Genomic DNA, 3,199 nt, shown 5'->3' with positions numbered 1-3,199 from the left:
CCACGCGGCGCGACCTGACCGGCGCGAGCGTTCTGCTCGAGGCGTTCGTGAACGTCACCGCAGGAATGTCGAGCGAAGTGCTTCGGCTGGCGCTCGACAGCGGCTCGGTCTACGTCATCAACATCGACAGCGGCAACGTGTACCTGTCCACGATCCCCAACCCAGGCACGCCCGCGGTTCGTGCGTCGGCCGCAATTACGGCCGGGTGGCGCCACGTCGCCGTGGAGATCACGCCCGCCGTCGCCTCGGCGAAAGTCTGGATCGACGGTGTCGTGAAGGCGTTCACGTCGTGGTCGTCGTCTGCGGCGCCGGCCGGGCCGATTGACCGAGTCGAGTGGTACTCGGGTGGCATTCAGGGCATCGCCGTCTACTGGGGCACGAGCCCCGCGGCGGCGCCCTCACCGGAGTTCGCCAGCTTCGCAGCTGAGGCGGACATCCCCGCGGGCGCGCTCGACTATGTGTCGATCCCGGACGTGGACGGGGCGGCGTCCTGGGACGTCCTCAAGGCTGTGGCCAGCGCCGAGCTGGGCATGGTCGGGTACTCCGAAACTGGCCGGTTCTACTTCAAGCCCCGCGCCTCCCTCTCGGCGTCGTCCGCGCCGGTCGCAACGTGGGGCGTCGACCTGGTCGACGACCTGCACCCGGCGATCTCGATCGACTCCGTGATCACTCGTGTCACCGCGAACGTCTCGCGACAGGTGGGCGTCTGGTCCGACCGTGGGAGCGAGTCGCGCGATCCGAAGCCGTCGCTCGTGGCGGACACGAAGATCGCCGCCCCGCCGGGAACGTCGTCGGTGATCGTATCGGGCAGCTCGCCCGTGCTCGCCGACACGCAACGAGTCGTCGTCCTCTCAGCGTGGGGCGCGGCGATCTCCGTGCCCGCGGGAATAGTGTTCTGCTTCGACGAGAACGGGGCCAGCCGCTATGCGGGCTCGAGCGTCACGGCGTGGATCACGCCGGTTGGGATGGGGAGCTACCGGCTCACGATCCAGAACGCCTCTGGGTCGACTCTCTACGCCGTGTGGCCGGAAGAGTGGACCGAGTCAAACGGTGTGATCTCCGTGCCGTTCGAGCTGAAGGCGGGCGACCCGTCGTTCTACGTCCTGGGGTACGCGTTCCCGAAGGACGACACGACGACGATCGGTATCGACCGGGTGGGCGCCGCGGCGGCGACGTGGGGCGAACGTGTCTGGCAGATGGAAGACAGCGTGTGGCGACAGGATCCCGTCGCCTTGCAGTCATTCATCGACGGGCTGCTCGTCGACACGGCACGGCCGCGCGTAACGATCGCCGACGTGGAGGTGCCGGCGGATCCACGGTGGCAGCTCGGCGACCCTATCCGTCTCACCGATTGGCGAGGCCGGGTGCCGGGAATCGTGGCTCGAATCACCTCCGTCGCGCTCACGCTGAGTCGGAACGTCGAGAACGGCATGACGGGTCGCTACGGCCTGCGTCAGGTCGTTGGTGTGGCGCCGAGGGTGACATCGCACCCGGCCGACGCGACGCGCTCGGAAGGCAACACGGCGACGTTCACAGTCACCGCAACCAGCGCGACCGGCTACCAGTGGCAGAGCAACGACGGGCGCGGATGGTCGAACATCGCCGGGGCTACGGGATCGAGCTACACAACCCCCGCGCTCACGCTCGCGGACACGGGCAAGGCGTACCGGTGCAACGTGGTCGGTGCGGCCGGGGATGACTGGTCGCGGAGCGCCAAGCTCACGGTGACCGTGAGTGCCGGTGTCGCTCCCGCGATCACGGCTCAGCCGTCGTCCAGCAGCGCGTCGGGGTATCCGGGTGATCCGTACTCGGTGACGGCCGCGGCGTCGGGGAGCCCGACGCCCGGCGTGCAGTGGCAGAGGTCGGCGGACGGCACAACGGGCTGGGTGAACATCGCGGGCGCGACGTCGGTCCCGCTAACGCAGGCGCACTACCCGGGCAGCTACGGCGAGACGGTGTGGTTCCGCGCCGTGTTCACCAATTCGGCCGGGTCGGCGACGACGACAGCGCTCACTCACGCGTTCAACGACGTCGGGTGACGCACAGATCATGAGAGGGGGGACCAATGGTCGACTGGATTCTCGACGTGCTCGACGGGATCACGGCGGCGCAGTTCGTGGTCTGGGCCGCTGCCGTGATCGCGGCGCTCACGGTCGCGGTGCGGTCGCGGCACAAGGTCTGGGCGTCGCTCAAGTCGGTGCACACGTGGCTGGGCGGATTCATCCGCCTCGTCGAGACGATCGGCACGCTCGCCAATGACATGGCCGAAGTGAAGCACGAGCTACAGCACAACGGCGGCGGAAGCGTGAAGGACGCGACCGCGCGGACGGAGGCGGCCGTGAACGAGCTGCGCGCCACGGTCGATCACATCAAGCGCCAGAATGCGGCCCTGAAAACGACGGTGCGTCGAGTCGATAAGGCGCTCGTGGAGCACATCGAAGGGGGCGGATCGTGAGTCGCCGTGCAGTCCTGATCGCCCTCGCCGTGTGCGGGGGCGCTGTCGTTCTGGCCGCAGTCGCGGCCGGCGCTGCCTATCTGTGGGCGCTCGGCGAGTTCGCCGTGGCGCTCCTATCCATCCTGTCGCGCGCCGCGTGACGGGCAACCGAACGAAGGGAGTTCTCATGCTCAACCTGTTTCGCGTGTGGTTCACCGCCGCGCGCCGCAAGCGCATCTACGCCGCGGTCGGCGCCGTCGCCGCGCTCCTCCTCCTCACGGGCACGCTCACGCCGCCCCAGGTCGATCCGATCCTGAACTGGGTCGCGCTCGCCCTGGCGCTGGTGCAGAGCGTCCTCACCCTCTCGCACCTGACGTGGGGCTCGGTCGCGGGCTGGTTCCTCACCGCGGGGCGCGTGGCGATCTACGCGCTCGCCGTCGCGACCGCGGCGGTTGTGGTCGCGCTCGGTCTGATCACGCCGGACGTGAGCGACCTCGTGCTCGTATACGTCGCGCAGGCGCTCACGGTGCTGTCCTCGATCCTCGCCGTGATCTTCCTCCAACCGGACCCCACCGAATAACAGAGGCGGGCCGGGCGTGCGCGCCCGGCCCGCTGTGACGAGAGGAGGCGGCATGGTCGTCGTCAAGTTCGCGTTCGTCGATCCCACGAGCACCGGAACGGATTCGCCTGCCGGGTCGGCCGTGCGCTGCGCGCTGCTCGAGCGTGAGGCATCCGGCGGGAAGGTTCGCTCGGTGCGGCCGTTCT

At 68.9% G+C, this 3,199-nt stretch carries 3 protein-coding genes and 1 pseudogene; all 4 read left to right on the top strand.

What is annotated here, in order from left to right:
- A pseudogene (locus ASG00_RS04080) lies at positions 1-2,039 on the top strand (hypothetical protein); the annotation flags it as partial.
- A 47-nt stretch (positions 2,040-2,086) separates the two neighbouring features.
- On the top strand, positions 2,087-2,455 hold the full coding sequence (locus tag ASG00_RS04075) for a hypothetical protein (protein ID WP_156454818.1): 369 nt from the start codon (positions 2,087-2,089) through the stop codon (positions 2,453-2,455).
- A complete protein-coding gene (locus ASG00_RS14795; protein ID WP_156454817.1) occupies positions 2,452-2,595 on the top strand; it encodes a hypothetical protein in 144 nt (47 codons plus the stop codon). Before ASG00_RS04075 ends, ASG00_RS14795 begins: the two co-directional genes overlap by 4 nt.
- 26 nt (positions 2,596-2,621) lie before the next feature.
- Positions 2,622-3,014, top strand: a complete 393-nt coding sequence (locus tag ASG00_RS04070; protein ID WP_056207070.1) for a hypothetical protein — start codon at positions 2,622-2,624, stop codon at positions 3,012-3,014.
- Positions 3,015-3,199 lie beyond the last annotated feature (185 nt).

Source organism: Microbacterium sp. Leaf351, from assembly GCF_001423825.1.
Lineage (GTDB): Bacteria > Actinomycetota > Actinomycetes > Actinomycetales > Microbacteriaceae > Microbacterium > Microbacterium ginsengisoli.
The sequence above is the reverse complement of the archived record's forward strand: the minus strand, read 5'-3'. Positions and strand labels throughout refer to the sequence as shown.

What these genes read in the sequence shown, in the direction of transcription:
- ASG00_RS04070 (WP_056207070.1), top strand. Translation starts at nt 2,622, where the DNA reads ATGCTCAACCTGTTTCGCGTGTGGTTCACCGCCGCGCGCCGCAAGCGC.